Genomic DNA, 16,153 nt, shown 5'->3' with positions numbered 1-16,153 from the left:
CCGATAAAAAACGACCAGATCGCCGATGCGGCTTGTTCCACCCCTCCGGCTCGGCGAGACTCAAGACCTGATGAAGTCGAATCTCGAACACCTCCCCGCCATCCAGCAGGACGAGCTGCACCGGATCACCGGCCTGCTGCTGCGCGGTTTCGAGGACGCGGTGGCCGGCGGCACCCAGCCGTGGCGTCGCGGCGCCAAGATCTACAAGATCATCCTGTTCGGCAGCTACGCGCGCGGCGACTTCGTCGACGAGCCGCAGAACGGCTACCTGTCGGACTTCGACCTGCTGGTCGTCGTCAGCGACGAGAAACTGACCGACATCGCCGACTACTGGTGGGTGACCGAGCAGAAGATCCTGCACGACGCCTCCATCGGCCGCATCGTCAACATCATCGTCCATGACCTGGCCGAGGTGAACCAGGCCCTGGCCAAGGGCCAGTACTTCTTCAGCGAGATCGTGCGCGACGGCGTTGCGCTCTACGACGCGCCGGGTCATCCCTTCAGCGCGCCGCAGCCTCAGTCGCCGCAAGAGGTGTTGGAGCTGGCTTCCGACTACTTCGCCAAGTCGTTGAAGCGAGTAGATCTAAAATGGCAAACCGCCGTCGAGCAGGCGGCCAAAGGCACATCCGATGCTGACTGGCGGAATGAAGCTGCGTTCTCGCTTCATCAGTCTGTCGAGGCTGCCTACATCACCTACCTGCTCGTCCGGACCCTCTACTTTCCTCGCTCGCACAATATCAAGTTCCTGCGGTCCTTGGCCGAGGACCACGAGCCGAGCCTCGTCGCCGCCTGGCCCCGCGCGCAGCGCGAAGACCGTCGCCGTTTCGAACACCTCAAGCGCGCCTATGTCGAAGCCCGCTATTCCGACCAGTACGAGATCAGCGTCGAAGAGCTTGAATGGCTATTGGCCAGGGCCACGGCCTTGCGCGATCTGGTCTGTACAGCTTGCGAAACCCATCTGGCCCAACTCGCTCGCGAGGCCGGCCAAACCCCATGACCGCCCCCGCGTCAGGAGTCTGAGCTCAGGGCCGCTTTGCCCATGGTCATCCGACGAGCCTAGCCGATCGGCGTCGCCTGGAAATCTGGCGAACCCTCGGCCTGTCGAGCCCAGTCGGCCAGCGCCGGATGCTCGTGCGCCTCGATCGCTTCGATCGCCTTGGGCAAGGCGAAATCGGTGAAGCTCCAGGCCACCGCCGCTGTGACCCCGGCCTGCGAGGCCCGCCCGTCCGGCAGCCGGAGCGGACCGCCAGCCGCTTCGAGCTCGAGCAACCGGTAGGCTTCCCCCAACTGCTCGCGCACCCGCTCGACCCAAGGCTGGTGCCGCCTCTCCTCCGGCCGCAGGTTGAACTCGTAGACCAATTGGACGGTTTTCTCGCAGGCCGCCAAGGCCAGGCCGATGATCCGCTGGGCGCGAACATGGTCGCCGATGTCGACGGGGTTCAACCCCCTGTCCAGCGGGACAAGCCGTTCAAGATGCTCGAGGATCAGGCTGGAATCCATCAGCACGACGCCGGCGTCGGTGACCAGGGTCGGGGCCTTGACGACCGGGTTGATCGCCGCGAACGCGTCGTAGGCTCGAAACACCGAGACAGGCTCGTGGTCGAACGCCAAGTCCATCAATCTCAGCGAGATCGCCACCCGCCGCACATAGGGCGAGTCCAGCATTCCGATCAGTCTCACATGTCACCTCCACGGTCCGTCCGCGCAGAATGGCCAAGATCGAGCGCGAAGGGCATGGTCAGTCATCGGCAAGAGCGCGATTATACCGATGATATCAAGGTCATGAGGCAAGGATGGCGATCGGAAGCGGGCTGGACGCCAAGGACATCGGGATATTGGAGCTGCTGCAGCAGGACGGCCGCACGCCGCTCTCCGAGCTGGGCCGCAAGGTCGGACTGTCGCAGCCGGCGATGTCCGAGCGCGTCAAGCGGCTGGAGGAGCGCGGCATCATCACCGGCTACGGCGCACGGATCGATCCTCAGGCCCTGGGCCTGGGGATGACCGCCATCATCCGGCTGAAAACCGTGCACGAGCACATCCGCGCCTGCCTGGAGCAATTCGCCCGCCTGCCCAACATCGTCGAAGTCCACAGGGTGACCGGCGACGACTGCTTCGTGCTCAAGGCCGTCGTCTCCTTGCCGGGCGACCTGCCAGCGATCATCGACGCCATCGGCCAGTTCGGGGCGGTGACCACCTCGGTCGTCCTGCGCAGCGAGCCGGTCAGGCCGATCGGCAAAGCGTTGCTGACGGCGGGGCGCACAACTTTCACCTGACGCACGCGCCCGTCCGCACCACGCGGCCGGCGACGGAAACCAAACCCACTTGGCCGTAACTGCCGCTGGTCACCCCAAAACCCCAAATGGGGCTTTGCCATGACGGAAGCCGCCCGCGCACGCGCCCACGCTCCTGGAATGTTGTCGGCCCCCAAGCCGGTGCGGCGCCCCAAAGGGCGCTCCGCGCTAGACAAAGATCGCCAGATCGCGGGACCACGGGCCTTCGCCGGCGACCTGCAGCTCAAGCCGCACCGGCAGGCGTCCGTTGGCCGCCGAACCGAGGATCGTCACGGCCGTCACCTGTTCGACCGCTTGCAGAGGCGTGTAAGCCTGGCCCAGGACGGGATCGGCGTAGGGGATGGAAGCCAGGCGAACCACTTCCAGCTTCAGCAGATCATCCAGCCACGGCGTGCCGGAGAAGAGGGTGAGATATTCGGAGAACCGAGAGCCGAAATCTTGATGGAAGGGGCTTTCGCCGCGGCGCATCGAAAGACAGGACAGGATCCTTTGCGGCAGCGCCATGAGCCCGCTGACCATGGCGACGGCGCCGCCCTGAACCGAAAGATCGTGCGCGGCTGAAAGCGCGACGTCGCGCGGCAGGGCGCGGGCGGCCAGGCGAGGGAACCGCGCCTCCACATGGGCGGTCACCAAGACGGCTCCGCTGGCCTTCTCGATGATCAGCGGCGCGGCGAGCGATCTGCCGTCGCCCAGACTGTTGACGACGACATAGCGCTCGTAGGGCGTGGCGGCGTCGAAAGCCTCCGACTGCAAAACCAGAGCGGCGAGATCGCCGAGAACGAAATGCTCGACCCTGAACGTCCAGATCGAACCCTGCGCGCGAACCAGTTCGCCATAGCCGATCACCGTGGGACCGAAGGCCAAGAGCTCAAGCATCGGCGCCGGCCGGGCGCCGCCCGACTGCTGGGCCCGCCGGCAGCGTCTTTCATGGTCGCGCTTCAAGCGCGCCAGGACCTCGACTGTGTAGGTCGTCACGTCCCGGTCCACCAGGCTCGCATGATTGGCGCAGAGCCAGATGCCGTTGTCGAACGCGCCGCGGGCGCTCGGCGTCATGAGGGGGTCGTAGCGCGGGCCGCCGGGCGCGGCCGCGCAAATGTGGGCGGCGACGCCGGTCGTGGCGACGCCCATCACCCCGTCGTCGCTTGGCCCGACCGTCGGCCCGTCACACAAAGAGCAGCGGAAAGCCGCGCGCAAGGCCAGCGCGCGGACAATGGACGAGGAAAATTCATCTCGGGTCGAGGCCATGACCGACAACACCCCAGCCATCGCCAAGGTCAAGTTCATTGAGGCCGCCAGCCGACCATGATCTAGTGCGTCTCAGTCTTAGGCCCGCGGCGAGGGCCGGCCCGTCGCCGCGCCATCGAAGGCCCGGGCCACGTCATAAGCCTCGGGCACATTCTCGTAGACGCCGAGCAGAACCAGCGCGCGCGCCGCCGTGGTCGGCGCGCGATCGCCGATCCCGACCTGGCTGGCCGGCCGGACGTGATCGAACAGATTGCTCGCCTGGGCGTAGATCGCCGCAGCCTCGGCGATCTCGTTTCCGATCTCCCTCAGGGACGGGCCCTCGTCGTTCTTGCCCAGGTCAGACCGGAACCCTCGCCAACGCGCCGCGTGGGTCTGCAGGTCCGACAACAGTTCGACATAGGCCGACACATCCTCGGTTTCGGGAGAGGCCTCGATCATGTCGCGAAGCCCGGCGGCGACGCTGGGATCAAGCTCCGGCAGGTCGATGTTGAGAAAGCGATCGCGCGTCAGGGCCTGGCCGGCGGCCTTGAGCCCGTAGGCGTAGTGATAGGCTTCCACGCTCTGCTCGACATAGTCGCAGACCGAGCTCAGCACCAAGGGCATGACCGCCGTCTGCGCCCGGTGACGGCGCAGGATCCGTCCGGCCTCCTGCCGGTCGGCCAGCGAGACCTGCAACAGCACGTACCAGCCGGCGAAGGCCGCGGCGATCAAGGCGAAGGCTCCGGTCAGCAAGGTTTGCCAGGGCCCCAGCGCCTTGGCGAACGCCGTCACCCCACCGCAGGCGCCGCGCGTTCCGCCCACGGCCGTGCAGCCGACATCGGCCGACACCAGCCCGATCACGGCCAGGGCGATGACTCCCATCGCCATCAACGAGCCCTTGAACCGCCAGCCCACCTTCATCCCATGCCCTCTTGCCGTCATCGTCCGATCGTGGCGGTCGATCGTGTCGGACTTTGGACGGGGCGGACGCACGCGATCTGGCCGGGCAGGGTTGCGCCCGGGTCAAAAAAGCACAGCTTCGATCACAGCGAAAATACGCAACCCGCTCGAGCCCCAGCCCCAACCTTCGGTCGGCGCAGCGCGATCATGCCGGCTCTTCAAGCGGGCGCCGGTACACTTTCGATCCCGAGCGGACGCCTGCGCCTTCTCGAAGTCCGGACTGGCCCAATGATGACGATCGATGATCCGTCCGCTTCCAACTTCTCATAAATCGCGTCTCTTGGTCCGAGCCTATGCTGCATGGCGAAGCGAGGGACAGGAATGGCGCGCTCGGCGATTGTCCTTGGGGGCGCCGGCCAGATCGGGGTCGCGGCGGCTGCGCGACTTCTGGCGGCGGGTTGGGAGGTCGCGGTCGTCAGTCGTGCGACCGCCCCGTCCCGCAGGAGCTTCTCAAGCTCGGCGCCCGCCTTGTCACGGCCGATCGCCGAGACGAACAGGCTTTGCGGCGCGCGGTGGGAGCCGGCGCCGACGCCTTGGTGGACATCGTCGCCTATGACGCCAAAGACGGTCGACAACTGTTGCTGACTAGCGGGAGTTCAAGAAGGCCGCTAACTCCCCGACTGTCTGGAAGAGATGGTCGGGATTGGACGCAGCAAGTTCGGAAGAATCGGCCAAGCCCCATGCGGCACCGATGGCCGTCACACCGGCCGCCTTCGCCGCGAGGGTGTCATCGGCTCTGTCGCCAACATGCACAACCTCTTCCGGCACGGCGCCGGCTTGGCGCATGGCCAGAAGAATGCCTTCAGGATGAGGCTTCCGCTGGGTGACTTGATGGTAGCCGAGGATGGTGGGGATCGGCCAACGGTGAAGTTTCACGAAGTGCTCCGGCACCATGCTCGGGCTCTTCGTGAGTATCGCCATGGGGCGGCCGGCGGTGTGCAGCGCGCCGATGACGTCGTGGACGCCATCGTAGACTTGAAGCCTCGACGCGGCCGCCATTACGTCACGCCATTGACGCCGCTGGCGCAGCATTTCCACGGGGCCTGTATCGACCAGCGTCAGATCGAAATCGAAGATCACCATCTAGAAGGCGAAGCCTGTTTGAACCGGCTTGGCCGAAGCCTGTTGGTCCACGGTTGGCAATGCGGCAATCTGGTCGAGGAAGGCGGCGAGCGCGGCGCCGTCAGCGATGGGAGCGGCTCGTCGTTCGCGAATGAGTTGCTGGTTTCCCTTGGTCTTATCCTCATGCCGCCATTTGACTGGATGGTCGACACAGGCAAGCTGGCGCTTCTGGTCACTTGCGAAGCGAACGGTGTGCATGGTGCCGCCCTTCACATCGGTTTCGATCACGAACACGGCGCGCGAAAGTCCGCTCTGGATACGATCACGCTCCGCGAAGGCGGTGCGCATGGGCGTCATGCCGATCGGATATTCGCTGACCAGGCAACCTTGGAATTCCAACAGTCGTTCCGCCAGCTTCCTGTTGGCGGCCGGGTAGACCTTCTCAAGGCCGTGGGCCAGGACGGCTACACCGGCTCCCTTGGCGTCCAGACATCCCTCATGGGCGAGGGTGTCGCATCCGTGGGCAAGCCCGCTAATCACCACGACGCCGCGCTCCGCGACCGTACGGCCGGATCGACGCGCCACTTCCTCGCCAAATGGGGTCGGTTCGCGCGTGCCGATGATGGCGATCGCCCTTGGGTCATGCAACGCTTCGGTCGAACCCTTCACGTAGAGGACCGCAGGGGGATCAGGAATGGTCTTCAGTTGAGCTGGATAGCCCTCGTCATAGATCGAGAAGGCAACGATGCCCGCTTCGGCGCTTTGTTCCAGCTGCTCTTCGGCTCGGCTCCAGGCGACGCGTAGATCGCTCGCGGGCAGCCGCTCGCGCGCGGCGCGCTCGAGAACCATTTCAAGATAGTCCGTCCAGGTCGCGGTGGGGCTCACACCGCCGGCGACCTGCAGCGCCTTGCGACGGCCCACGCCCTGCAGCTTCATCAGCGCGAGGAGAGCCACGGAGGAAGGTGAATGGCGCGCCATGCCTCAGGATCCAGTTTTCACCTTGTTATCGTAGAATGCTTCGCCCTGCGCCCATAGCCCATCCCAATCGGCGGGAACGTGCTGGTTGGAAAGGGCAATGCCGCGATCGGCCCAGTAAGCTCGGCGCTCTGTCTTGCCCAAGGCGACGCCAAGCACGGTCAGCTTCGGGTTGGCGGCTTTGAGTTGTCGGGCGGTGATGCCGAGGGTGGCCCCTTGGGTGATGAAGTCGTCGAGAACGACGACGATGTCAGCGTCGATTGCTTGGGCTGTGTAGTTCGCCTTCTCTAGTGTCGCGATCCGTTCAGCCGCAGGAACCTTGTGCAGGGACGGGTGAGGATCCTTCGACACGGCTGTCATGTTCACGGCGCAGCCGAGTTCCTTTCCCACCGCCGTGGCCAAGCGCGGGACGTGGCGGTTCGGATCCGCGAGCTTCTCCGTTGACGAGAGCGCTGGCAGGATCACCGTGCGCGCGACGTTCAATTTAAGCGACGCAAAGAGCCCCGTCATGGCGGGTTTCAGCACCTTCGCCGCGCCATACAACGCCTTTTGGTCCTTGTCCTTGAAGCGGACGAACCGACCGCTCCACATCTCCGCAGGATCGTCGGTCATCTTGTAGGCTAGGGTGAAGGCGTGATCGAGGGGATGGCCGTGGTCGAGGTGCTGAAAGGCCATCCACCCGCCAATGGGCGTGAAGGTGGGCATCGGGGTTCTCGTTGCGGGTCGCCTTAGTCGGGCAGGTAAGCTTTGTTGCAACATATAGGGGTATGGCGCAGCTTACGGGAGAGGGTATTGACCTGGCCAATGCCAAATTGAGTTTGGCCCGTTCGACCGGTGATTTAGGCTTGGCGGATGGGCCTGATCCGTAGCGTCAGGAGCGACCCGTCGTGTCTTTTCCCCGTGATGCGTGCGGTTGATTTTTCTTGCATCCCCTAATTGAAGCTCTACCACTTCCAGCGCTGGGGGTTGGATGAGTTATCGACGAGCTTGGGATGGACACGAATGGCAGCGTTACGCGCTGCAACTCGTCCAGTTGCGCCACGGCCACCAGCACGTTCAGCCTGTCCCAGACCATGTCGGGGGCGACGCGGGTCTGGAATTCATCTGTCTCGATAAGGACGGCGGGAAGGGCGGGGTGCTCTACCAATGTTACGCGCCAGAGGAGACCGCCGACGTCGGCAAGGCCGCAATCGCGCAAAAATCAAAGGCGCGGCGTGACCTCAACAAGCTGCAGGCTAACAAGGACAAGTTGGGCGAGATCCTCACGGGCTTGAAGATCGATCGCTGGATTCTTTTGTGCCCCTTCCTAGACAACAAGGACGTGGTGGCCGCGGCACGGGACCGAGGCATCGAGATCCGTGACCTGAAGCTGCCGTTCCTGGCCGACAACTTCGAGGCCTTGGTGCATTGCCAGGACGACTTCGTCACCGAGATCGAGATGCTGCGCCAACAGGGCGCCATGCCGATGAAGATGCCGGCGCAAGACCCTGCGCTCGACATCGCTGTCGAGCAGGACGGCGACATCGGAAAGCGGATCACGGAGAAGCTCAATCGCGGCTTCAAGGCGACGATGAAGCCAGACCAGATCCGCAAGAGGCGGGACGCCTTTATCCGAGCGCACCTCTATCGCGAGAACGCCCTGGCCGAACTGAAACTCAATCATCCGGCGCTTTGGGATCGTTCCATCCAAGTCCTGGACGCCGAGGAACAGCGTCTGGCCGCAGTGGGCGCGGCCTCGGACCTTCCCGGTCAGCAACTGCAGGAAAGCCTAAATCGGCTTGAAGCGGCCCTCCAAAAGGACCTGCCTGACATCTCCGGTTCCTTCGCCACGACCGTGGCCATGGGTACGATCGGCGATTGGCTCATCCGGTGTCCGCTGGACTTCCCGGACGACGACCAATGACACTGAGCTTGCAGCCCGAGCGCTTCTCCTTTCGGAGCCGTCCGATCGCCGTGCCTGGCGATCTGCGCATCGAATGGCGGGTCTCGATCATCGTCCTCATGCTTGGCTATTCACGCGCAAAGCAGGCCTCCTTGGCCAAGCTTCACATCTTGAACGATGCGATCAGGGCGTCGCGTTCGGAGCACCTCCTCGAGCTTGTCGTGAAGGCCAAGCCCGGAAGGATGCCCTGGACCTTTCGCGTCGAGCCGGCTTTTGGGCGGGCCGTGGATTTCGTCGTCGGCGACAAGCTCGCTGGGTGGACGACGACGGCGGATCGATCCGCCCTGCAACTGACCGCACAAGGCGTGCGCCTTTTCGACGCCCTGACGCGCGACGCTGATCTGCTTACGTCCGAAAAGGACGTACTGGCGAAATACGCAAAGACGATGACCGAGACGATGGTCACCGCAGTCTTGAGCGCGGCAAGGAAAGCGAAATGATCCATATCTCGCACCTGCGGCTCCGTTCGATCACTGCGAACAGAATTTACGGCGCCGACATGCCGTTCAGAGCGGGCTTGAACGTCATCCAGGCGGGAAACACCTCGGGGAAATCGACCTCCCTGCAAGCCATCATCTATGCACTGGGCCTGGAACGATCGCTGGGGCCGCAACTGGACGTTCCGCTACCCTACGCAATGCGCGAACGTATCCATCCACGGAAGGATGATGAGTATGAACTTGTCATCGAGTCCTACGTGGAAATCGAAATCCGCAACGCCAAGGGCCAGTCGATCATCGTGCGGCGGGATATCGTCGGGGGAAAAGATCGGAAGCTGATCCAGACCTGGGCGGGGCCGGGCCTCGCCAGCGGAGGGACCAGGTCGAACCCGCGCGACTTCTACGCCATCGACCGCGGTTCAGCGCAGGCCGAAGACGGGTTCTATACCTACCTCGCGGGTTTTATCGGCTGGACCCTGCCCAAGGTGCCCCGGTTCGACGGCACAGAGTCGCCGCTCTACCTCGAAGCGATCTTTCCCATGCTCTTCGTGGAGCAAAAGCGCGGGTGGTCGACGATCCAGGGACCTTTCCCAACGTTCCTGAAAATTCAGGATGTCGCCAGACGGGTGATGGAGTTCTTGCTGGACCTAGACGTCGGCAAAATTCGTCGCCGCCGCACAGAACTGCGAAACGCGATCTCGACGGAGCTTGTCCGGTGGACGCAGCGCCGGGGCGCCCTGGAAGACATCGCTCAGCGTGTCGGTCGTCTCAGAGGCATTCCCACCGCGCCGACCGCGGAGTTCGCCATCGCGCCCGAACTGCGCTTGGAAATTCTGCGGGACGGCGAGTGGGTTGCTATCGATGAAGCCGTCCGTGTCGCAAAAGCTCGGGTGACCGAACTGGAGGAGACCCCCATCGAGGACACCGAAGCTGCGGTGCCCGAGATGCTGGAGAGGCTAGAGGTCGTACGCACGGACATTGACCGGCTGAGCGCCCAGCTAGAAGCCCTCCGGTCCGAAGCCAATCTGGAGGAACAGGAACAACGGGCACTGCGCGCACGTCTGGAGTCGCTCCAGCAAGATCTGAAGCGCAACGAGGATGCGCTGAAACTGCGGCGGTTGGGCTCCGACCTTGGCCATGCGGCCGGGGAACATGTCTGCCCAACCTGTCACCAAGATGTTTCCAGTGAGCTTCTCCCGGCGGTCGAGGCCGTCGGCATGGGCCTTGAGGAAAATATCTCCTTCGTGAAGTCCCAGATCGAGCTCTACAGGGTCGGGCTCGATAGCGCGAACGAGCGCGTCAAGGACTGCTACGCAAGGTTTAGGGCCAGGGACGATGAACTGCGGGAGGCGCAGTCGGAGCTGCGCAGTCTTCGCCAGGCAATCCTGCAACCCAGCAAGGCCCCGTCCAGAATCGTGATCGAGGAGATCGTTCGTCTTCAAGCCTTCCTGGAGCGCGCGACGTCGTTCGAGGAAGCGGCGATCATCGCCTCGGAAGAACTCCAAGCGATCGCCCAGGTCTGGAGCCGCCTGCAAGAGGAGCTAAAGGCGACGCCGCCCGACAATCTGACCAACAACGACAGCACCAAGATCTACGCGCTGCAGGACGCCATCCAACGTCGGATTCAGGCCTACGGCTTCCGATCGTTCCAGCCGTCAGAGATCATACTGTCGCTTGAAAACCAGCGACCTCTTGCTCTGACCCGCGACGAGGATGGTGATGTTGTCGAGAAGGAGATCACGTTCGAGGTCTCCGCCAGCGACGGCATCCGTCTCAAGTGGGCCTATTACCTCTCGCTCCTGCAGCTTGCGAGAAATCACGCCGGCCTAGTCGTCTATGACGAACCGGGGCAACAGGAGATCGATGCGAGTAGCCTCTACGCATTCTTGAAAGACGGCGCTCGTGACAAGAGTCCTGGTCGACAAATCATCATCTCGACATCGGAACCCTTGCCAGCGGTAAAAGCGGCCGTGGGCGAGGAAGCGAATGTCATCAATTTCGATGGGTTCATCCTACAGCCGCTCCTTAGGTGACTCTGTTCTCGGGCCGACCAATCCCCTGTGCGAGACCGGCTGCGCCTTGAGCGGAATCTCGGCTCTGTGATGCTGTAGCGTAGTTTTAAGCGAGCTTGCGGGCGGAAGGGCGCGAAGAGTATGCGGCAGATACGACGCGAGCGGCCGACTTTACGAACGGCGCATGATTTCCATCAAAAGGGCCATTTTCTCAAATCTAGTCCAGAACATGTGGTTTCGGATCAGGAACGGCAGCACCTAGCGGACGAAATTGCCGGCGAACTCGCAAGCCTCATAAAGACGCAATTCCCTAGAGGTGCAAATTTAGAGTATGCAATTCTGAAAGCTCACTTGATCGTTGAGTATGCGGTTGGGGAGTATATTAGGTGCGTTTCTGACATTCTTGTTGATAGCGCACACCTGCGGAAATTTTCGTTCGCTAATAAGATTGAGGTCGCCTATCTCCTTGGGCTCGGAGCCACCGACGCGCTCCTACTGCCGACGATCGAGCGTCTGAACAAGATTCGCAATCAGGTTGCGCATAGCTTTGTACTTGATCGCGCGCTGGTGGATGAAATGCTTCGTGTGAATTCGAACGACTACGACGGATTCAATGTGAAGGATGATAAACAGCGCGTTCGGATGCTTCGGTGGCTTTGTAACGGTGTCGCTGCGCACATTTCTGCGCAGATGACGGTTAAGGTGCATTGGCTGGGCAGGGCCAATAGCGCGATGCTTAAAGAGCTTGCGACTGCAGCAGCAGAATTCGAATTGCCCTAGTTAAGACCGCGCGCAAAGAAGCTTGCATCAACGGTTGCAACGTCTGACTTGGATATTTCATCGCTTTTGCAGCGCCGGGGCCAAGGTCGTGTTTCTGGCGCGATCTGAGAGTCGGCTAGTGGCGCAGTCTCGTCCGCCGGCCCGCGGCTGCAGATTTGAGACAGCTCAGAGCGAAAGAAAGGCCTGCTGGACGGGGCGACCTGCGGCCAAAGCACCGGCCCCGCGGAAGGTCGCGGCCAAGCCCGCTTGATAGACGAGGAAATCTTCATCCAGCGGGGCTGGACGCCAATGCTGGCGGTCGACCGTGTATCGGGCGACGTCCTCGGGTGCGCCCGTCGTCTCAGCCAGGGCCTTAGCCGCAACGCCGGGATGATCGTTCGTCCAGGCCGCTGCCCGCGCCACCCGCGCAAGGAAATCCTTCAGCAGCGGGCGCCGCTCGGCGATCGCGCGCTCGGAGGCGACCTGCAGCAGGTAGTTGCGCACCAGCCCCAGGCCGTCGACGCCCAGGCGCACCGGATCGTGCAGGAGCGCCGTGCCGATGAACGGCGGCCAGGTGGCCCAGCCGTCGACCGCGCCGGCGGCCAGGGCGGCTTTGCCCTCGGCGGGCGACAGGAAGGCCCAGTCGACGTCCGACGGCGAGAGACCGGCCTTGGCCAGGGCGCGCAAGACCAGCAAGTGACCCGCCGAGCCGCGCGGGACGGCGATGCGTCGGCCCTTCAGATCGGCCGGGCCATGGATTGTCGAACCTTTCGGCACGAGCACGCCCGACGCGCCGGCCACGTCCTCGGCGCGCTGGGCCTGGACGGTTTTGATCGGCTTGCCGGCCTGGAAGCCAAACTGGAATGAGGCGTCCCCGGTTGTGCCCACATCGACGGCGTCGGCGGCCATGGCCTCAAGAAGGTCCTGCCCGGTGGAAAAGCTGCTCCAAAGGATCGTGTAGGGCGCGCCGACGAGCGCATTCGACGCTTCCAGCGTCGCCCGCGCGGGGCCTGTCAGGGCGCCGACCCGCAGCACCGGCGCCGAGGCGCCCCTGCAGGCGGCCAACCACAGCGGGGCGGCCAGGATCGCGCGGCGGGAGATCGAACGGCTCATGACAGGCGCACCACGGTCTTGCCCAGCCCCTTGCCGGCGATCAGGTCGACGAACGCCTGGGGGACCGCCTCCAGGCTGTCGAGCACCTGAGTCTCCGTTCTGATTGCGCCGCTGCGCAGCCAGTCGCCGACGCTGCGCTGGAAGGCGGGCCACAGCCGCTGATGGTCGCGCACATGATAGGATTTCAGCTCCACCTGGGATGTCATCATCCGCCAGGTCCAGGCGCCGGCCCGCTCCGAGAAGGGGGCGACGCTGTCATAGGTCGAGACCATGCCGCAGACCGCGACCCGGCCATGGGGGTTGATCAGCGACAGGGCCGCGTCCAGCTGGGCGCCGCCAACATTGTCGAAGTAGACGTCCAGGCCATCGGGGAGGGCCGCGGCCAGACGTTCGCGCCAATCGCCGCGCTTGTAGTCGATCACCCTCTCCACCCCGGCCACGTCGGTCAGCCAGGCCTGCTTGTCGGGGGAGCCGACCGTCGCCACCACCCGACAGCCGATCAGCCGGGCCAGCTGCGCGGCCAGGCTTCCTACCGAGCCGGCGGCCGAGGAGACCAGTACGCTTTCGCCGGGGCGGACGCGGGCCGCCTCGATCAGGCCGACATAGGCGAAGAAGCCCCCGACCCCGAGCGGGCCCATGTGCCATTCCAGCGGATCCTCGCCGACCGGGATCTTTCGAGTCTCCTCGCCCCGGCCGATGGCCAGGTCGCGCAGGCCCCGATAGTGGCCGACGATCTCGCCGGGCGCGTAGTCGGGATGGCGCGACTCCAGCACCTGGCCGATCGCGAAGCTGTGCAGGCCCGCGTTCAGCGGCGCGGTTCCGTTGGCGAAGAACACCCGCCGGACCGGATCGATCGACAGCAGCCGGTTGGCGATCAGGAACTCGCCCGGCGCGAGATCGGCCAAGGGCTGTTCGGCGACGACGAAGTCATCGGCGCTCAGGGGGCCGTCGGGGCGGCGGACGATGTGCACCTCTCGGGCGATGCGGTGTTTCGAGGTCATGGCGGGTCTTCTTGGGATGTCGGGGGATGGATCGTTCGGGAGCGCGTCAGAAGCTGTGGCGAACCTCGAGATAGACGGTGCGCGGGTCGGTCCAGCTGGCCGAGTAGAAGGTGGGATAGGCCGGCGTCCCGTTCGTGGTCCCCAGGCCCGACCAGACCAGGTAGCGGCGGTTCAGCAGGTTGCGGCCGCGCAACGCCGCCCGCCAGGTTCCATCGGGGCTCTTCCAGCGCAGGGCCGCGTCCAGCGTCGTTTGCGGCGGCATGCGGTTGTAGCGGCTGGCGGCCGAGGTCAGGAAGGTTGAGCCCTGATAGGAGAGGTCGACGCCCAGCGACAGTTCGCCGGGGAGGCTCACAGGCAAACGGTAGTCGCTGGCGATCCGGCCCTGGAACTTCGGAGCGTTGGGCAGGGGCGAACCTGAGTGGGCGGCGGTCGGCAAGACGTCGCCGCCGGCCAGCACGATCTGGCTGTAGGTTCCGCGATAGGTGTCCAGTTCGGTGTCCAGCCAGGAGGCGGTGGCGTCCAGGCTCCAGGCGGCGGTCACCTGGGCGGCGGCCTCCAGCTCGATCCCGACCGAGTGACCGTCGCCGGCGTTGAAGCGCCGGCTCATCGCCGTCAACGGATCATAGGCGCTGATCTGGATGTCCTTGAAGTCGTTCCAGAACACCGCGCCGTTCAGGCGCACCCGGCCGCCGGAAAAATCACTCTTCACGCCCGCCTCGTAGGTGGTGACCTTCTCGGGCGCGTAGGGCGTCGTGGCTTGCCGCGAATTGCCGGGACTGTTGGCCCGGAAGTCGAAACCGCCCGACTTGGCGCCTTGGCTGATCGAGGCGTAGGCCTTGACGCCCGGCGCGGCCTGGAACGTCGCCGACAGGCGCGGCAGCAACTGTGTCCAGCTCTTGTGAGCCTTCACATGCCAGGCCTGCGCGGCCGGCGAGCCGTAGAGGATGTTCAACTCGTCGGCGACCTGCGAGACGTCCGTGACGGTGATGGTGTGGTCGCCGCCGGCGATCAGCCAGCTCAGCGTCTGCTCGGTGGTGTGGCGCTCGAGATTGTAGCGCAGGCCCGCCGTCACGCTCAGGCGCGGGGAGACCTCGTAGTCGGTCTGGAGATAGGCCGCGGCGTTGTAGGTCTTCTGGTCGATGGCGGCGTTGACCGGGGTGAAGACGATCCGGTTGGGCGTGCCGGAAAAGGTGGTCGAGGCGTTGACGTTGCGCCGCGTGATCCAGTCCTCGTAAAGCAGGTAGACCCCGGCCACGACATGGGCCTTGCCCGTAGTCCCCGTCAGCTTCAGGTCCTGGGACCAGGCGTTGTCGTAATAGCGCAGGGGCGAGGAATTGCGGGCGAAGCGGTCGCCGGTGTTGTCGTAGTTGGCGTGGTCCTCGAACACTCGCCAGGCCGTGACGCTGGACAGCTGGTAGGCGGGCGAGAGGCGATAGAGCGTGGTCGCCGTCACCCCGGCCTGGCGGTAGCGGTTCTTCGGATAGATCGGCGAGTAGAGGCCGAACTGGTCGGCGTTGCGCAGGTCGCCGTAGCCGCGGTTGAGGCTGTCATCGGCCGCGCCGTCCACCGCCAGGGTGAAGTCCAGGTCCGCCGTCGGCGTGAACCGCAGCTTGGCCCGGGCCTGGGTGAGGGCGATGTTGTTCTCGCGCCGGTTCAGGGTGCGGTTGACGTCGATCCCGTCGCGCTGGTGGCGGCTGATGGCGAAGCTGCCATAGACCTTGTCCTCCACGAGCGGGCCGCTGATCAGGCCGCCCAGCTTGACCTCGTCGAACGAGCCATAGCCGGCCAGCAGTTCGCGCCGGACCTGGTTGTCGGGGACCACGGTGGTCAGCCGCACCGCGCCGCCTTCCACCTGGTGGCCCAGATGGATGACCGGGCCCCGGTCGATCTGGATGTCGGCGATGTCCAGCAGCTCCTGCATCGCCCCCAGATTGCGGGTGATGTAGACGCCGTCGACGAAGGTGCCGACCGAGGGTTCGCCCTGGGCGTCCAGCTCGCCGATGCCGCGCAGGAAGTACTGGGCGGCCGAATAGCTCATGGTGTTGCGCGGCTGGTAGAGGTTGGGGGTCAGGTTGACGAGGTCCAGCGTGCTGGCCACGCCGCGCTGGTCCAGGCGCTCGGCGGTCAGCACCGAGATCGAGGCCGGGTCGCTCTGGGCGAGGGCCGCCTTGCGCTCGGCCTGGCGCGCGGCGGTGACGAGAACCCTGTCGACCTCGGTGGTCGAGGCGTCGGCCGAGTCCGGCGCGAGCGTGTCGGCCGCTTGGGTCGCGGAAAGGCCCACCAGGGCCATAGCCGCGCCGGCGGCGAGGCGGAGCTTCAGGCGCATATGCGCCGGCGCTTGGATGTGTCGCATAGGATCCCCCGTACTGCTTGC

At 64.6% G+C, this 16,153-nt stretch carries 16 protein-coding genes; 7 read left to right on the top strand and 9 right to left on the bottom strand.

Annotated features, from left to right (window positions below; all coding sequences use genetic code 11):
- Nucleotides 1-70: 70 nt before the first annotated feature.
- A complete protein-coding gene (locus tag G3M62_RS25515; RefSeq protein WP_165191618.1) occupies nt 71-997 on the top strand; it encodes a HEPN domain-containing protein in 927 nt (308 codons plus the stop codon).
- A 59-nt stretch (nt 998-1,056) separates the two neighbouring features.
- On the opposite strand, the gene G3M62_RS25510 is transcribed toward G3M62_RS25515, so the two are convergent.
- A complete protein-coding gene (locus G3M62_RS25510; protein ID WP_165191617.1) occupies nt 1,057-1,680 on the bottom strand; it encodes a glutathione S-transferase in 624 nt (207 codons plus the stop codon).
- Nucleotides 1,681-1,793: 113 nt separating this feature from the next.
- Between G3M62_RS25510 and G3M62_RS25505 the strand changes: the two genes are divergently transcribed.
- Nucleotides 1,794-2,273, top strand: coding sequence for an Lrp/AsnC family transcriptional regulator (locus G3M62_RS25505; RefSeq protein WP_165191616.1), 480 nt, complete (start codon nt 1,794-1,796; stop codon nt 2,271-2,273).
- A 186-nt stretch (nt 2,274-2,459) separates the two neighbouring features.
- On the opposite strand, the gene G3M62_RS25500 is transcribed toward G3M62_RS25505, so the two are convergent.
- Nucleotides 2,460-3,575, bottom strand: coding sequence for a hypothetical protein (locus G3M62_RS25500; RefSeq protein WP_165191615.1), 1,116 nt, complete (start codon nt 3,573-3,575; stop codon nt 2,460-2,462).
- A gap of 39 nt (nt 3,576-3,614) precedes the next feature.
- Complete coding sequence (locus G3M62_RS25495; protein ID WP_165191614.1) at nt 3,615-4,436, bottom strand: hypothetical protein; 822 nt, start codon at nt 4,434-4,436, stop codon at nt 3,615-3,617.
- Between the two features lie 339 nt (nt 4,437-4,775).
- On the opposite strand from G3M62_RS25495, the gene G3M62_RS27010 reads away from it, so the two are divergent.
- Complete coding sequence (locus G3M62_RS27010; protein ID WP_425483866.1) at nt 4,776-5,060, top strand: NAD-dependent epimerase/dehydratase family protein; 285 nt, start codon at nt 4,776-4,778, stop codon at nt 5,058-5,060.
- On the opposite strand, the gene G3M62_RS25490 is transcribed toward G3M62_RS27010, so the two are convergent.
- Genes G3M62_RS25490 through G3M62_RS25480 form a run of 3 tightly spaced genes read right to left on the bottom strand, consistent with a single transcriptional unit; the run spans nt 5,061 to nt 7,217 of the window.
- Nucleotides 5,061-5,558, bottom strand: coding sequence for an HAD family hydrolase (locus tag G3M62_RS25490; RefSeq protein ID WP_165191613.1), 498 nt, complete (start codon nt 5,556-5,558; stop codon nt 5,061-5,063). It abuts the gene before it with no gap.
- Nucleotides 5,559-6,515 (bottom strand): DNA-processing protein DprA, encoded by a 957-nt coding sequence (gene dprA, locus G3M62_RS25485; RefSeq protein ID WP_165191612.1) that lies wholly within the window; start codon nt 6,513-6,515, stop codon nt 5,559-5,561.
- A 3-nt stretch (nt 6,516-6,518) separates the two neighbouring features.
- Nucleotides 6,519-7,217: a hypothetical protein gene (locus G3M62_RS25480; protein ID WP_165191611.1), complete on the bottom strand. Its 699-nt coding sequence runs from the start codon at nt 7,215-7,217 to the stop codon at nt 6,519-6,521.
- A gap of 265 nt (nt 7,218-7,482) precedes the next feature.
- Here G3M62_RS25480 and G3M62_RS25475 point away from each other — a divergent pair, with 265 nt between their 5' ends.
- From G3M62_RS25475 to G3M62_RS25460, 4 genes are all read left to right on the top strand, one after another.
- On the top strand, nt 7,483-8,415 hold the full coding sequence (locus tag G3M62_RS25475; protein WP_165191610.1) for a hypothetical protein: 933 nt from the start codon (nt 7,483-7,485) through the stop codon (nt 8,413-8,415).
- Entirely contained in the window at nt 8,412-8,894 is a 483-nt protein-coding gene (locus G3M62_RS25470) for a hypothetical protein (RefSeq protein WP_165191609.1), read from the top strand. Before G3M62_RS25475 ends, G3M62_RS25470 begins: the two co-directional genes overlap by 4 nt.
- Entirely contained in the window at nt 8,891-10,927 is a 2,037-nt protein-coding gene (locus G3M62_RS25465; RefSeq protein ID WP_165191608.1) for a hypothetical protein, read from the top strand. The genes G3M62_RS25470 and G3M62_RS25465 overlap by 4 nt, the downstream gene beginning before the upstream one ends.
- A gap of 120 nt (nt 10,928-11,047) precedes the next feature.
- A complete protein-coding gene (locus G3M62_RS25460) occupies nt 11,048-11,686 on the top strand; it encodes a hypothetical protein (RefSeq protein ID WP_165191607.1) in 639 nt (212 codons plus the stop codon).
- 165 nt (nt 11,687-11,851) lie between these two features.
- Here the strand turns inward: G3M62_RS25460 and G3M62_RS25455 are convergent, their stop codons facing one another.
- From G3M62_RS25455 to G3M62_RS25445, 3 genes are read right to left on the bottom strand one after another with little or no spacing between them, the layout of a single operon-like run.
- Nucleotides 11,852-12,778: an ABC transporter substrate-binding protein gene (locus tag G3M62_RS25455; protein WP_165191606.1), complete on the bottom strand. Its 927-nt coding sequence runs from the start codon at nt 12,776-12,778 to the stop codon at nt 11,852-11,854.
- On the bottom strand, nt 12,775-13,779 hold the full coding sequence (locus G3M62_RS25450) for an MDR family NADP-dependent oxidoreductase (RefSeq protein ID WP_165191605.1): 1,005 nt from the start codon (nt 13,777-13,779) through the stop codon (nt 12,775-12,777). The genes G3M62_RS25455 and G3M62_RS25450 overlap by 4 nt, the downstream gene beginning before the upstream one ends.
- 46 nt (nt 13,780-13,825) lie before the next feature.
- A complete protein-coding gene (locus G3M62_RS25445) occupies nt 13,826-16,105 on the bottom strand; it encodes a TonB-dependent receptor (protein WP_165191604.1) in 2,280 nt (759 codons plus the stop codon).
- Nucleotides 16,106-16,153 lie beyond the last annotated feature (48 nt).

Source organism: Caulobacter soli, from assembly GCF_011045195.1.
Lineage (GTDB): Bacteria > Pseudomonadota > Alphaproteobacteria > Caulobacterales > Caulobacteraceae > Caulobacter > Caulobacter soli.
This window is presented reverse-complemented; position numbering and strand designations above follow the sequence as displayed.

Coding starts and splice junctions, on each gene's coding strand:
- G3M62_RS25470 (WP_165191609.1), top strand. CDS start 8,412: ATGACACTGAGCTTGCAGCCCGAGCGCTTCTCCTTTCGGAGCCGTCCG.
- G3M62_RS27010 (WP_425483866.1), top strand. CDS start 4,776: ATGGCGAAGCGAGGGACAGGAATGGCGCGCTCGGCGATTGTCCTTGGG.
- dprA (WP_165191612.1), bottom strand. CDS start 6,515: ATGGCGCGCCATTCACCTTCCTCCGTGGCTCTCCTCGCGCTGATGAAG.
- G3M62_RS25465 (WP_165191608.1), top strand. CDS start 8,891: ATGATCCATATCTCGCACCTGCGGCTCCGTTCGATCACTGCGAACAGA.
- G3M62_RS25515 (WP_165191618.1), top strand. CDS start 71: ATGAAGTCGAATCTCGAACACCTCCCCGCCATCCAGCAGGACGAGCTG.
- G3M62_RS25480 (WP_165191611.1), bottom strand. CDS start 7,217: ATGCCCACCTTCACGCCCATTGGCGGGTGGATGGCCTTTCAGCACCTC.
- G3M62_RS25495 (WP_165191614.1), bottom strand. CDS start 4,436: ATGAAGGTGGGCTGGCGGTTCAAGGGCTCGTTGATGGCGATGGGAGTC.
- G3M62_RS25450 (WP_165191605.1), bottom strand. CDS start 13,779: ATGACCTCGAAACACCGCATCGCCCGAGAGGTGCACATCGTCCGCCGC.
- G3M62_RS25455 (WP_165191606.1), bottom strand. CDS start 12,778: ATGAGCCGTTCGATCTCCCGCCGCGCGATCCTGGCCGCCCCGCTGTGG.
- G3M62_RS25475 (WP_165191610.1), top strand. CDS start 7,483: ATGAGTTATCGACGAGCTTGGGATGGACACGAATGGCAGCGTTACGCG.
- G3M62_RS25505 (WP_165191616.1), top strand. CDS start 1,794: ATGGCGATCGGAAGCGGGCTGGACGCCAAGGACATCGGGATATTGGAG.
- G3M62_RS25490 (WP_165191613.1), bottom strand. CDS start 5,558: ATGGTGATCTTCGATTTCGATCTGACGCTGGTCGATACAGGCCCCGTG.
- G3M62_RS25460 (WP_165191607.1), top strand. CDS start 11,048: ATGCGGCAGATACGACGCGAGCGGCCGACTTTACGAACGGCGCATGAT.
- G3M62_RS25445 (WP_165191604.1), bottom strand. CDS start 16,105: ATGCGCCTGAAGCTCCGCCTCGCCGCCGGCGCGGCTATGGCCCTGGTG.
- G3M62_RS25500 (WP_165191615.1), bottom strand. CDS start 3,575: ATGAACTTGACCTTGGCGATGGCTGGGGTGTTGTCGGTCATGGCCTCG.